General features: G+C 57.2%; 1 protein-coding gene. It reads right to left on the reverse strand.

From position 1 onward, the window contains the following. Positions 1-269 (reverse strand): carbohydrate porin (locus PGR09_RS24580; protein ID WP_430916590.1); only part of this gene is annotated, 269 nt, incomplete at both ends.

Consider the following 269-nt stretch of genomic DNA (forward strand, 5'->3'; position numbering starts at 1 on the left):
GGGTTAGATTCGAGGACGTTGGTGACGCCGACGTAGGCTTTTTTCAGGTTAACCTCGTCGCTCCAGTGGTCAAACATGACGTTGAGATCCCAGATAGCCCCCTGCGCGCTTTTGAACGCTTTGCTGATCTGGAATTCGCCGCCGTTGCTTTCATTACCGAGACGGCCGATCGCCGAGGCGCCGTTATAGGAGCCGTCGACGCCGACATATTTCTGGTCGCCGGTCTGGAAGTGGGCGCCATAGCGGGCGTAACCGCTAAATTTCAGGCC

It is taken from the genome of Klebsiella sp. 141251 (genome assembly GCF_050600725.1).
In the GTDB taxonomy this organism is placed as follows: domain Bacteria; phylum Pseudomonadota; class Gammaproteobacteria; order Enterobacterales; family Enterobacteriaceae; genus Klebsiella; species Klebsiella aerogenes.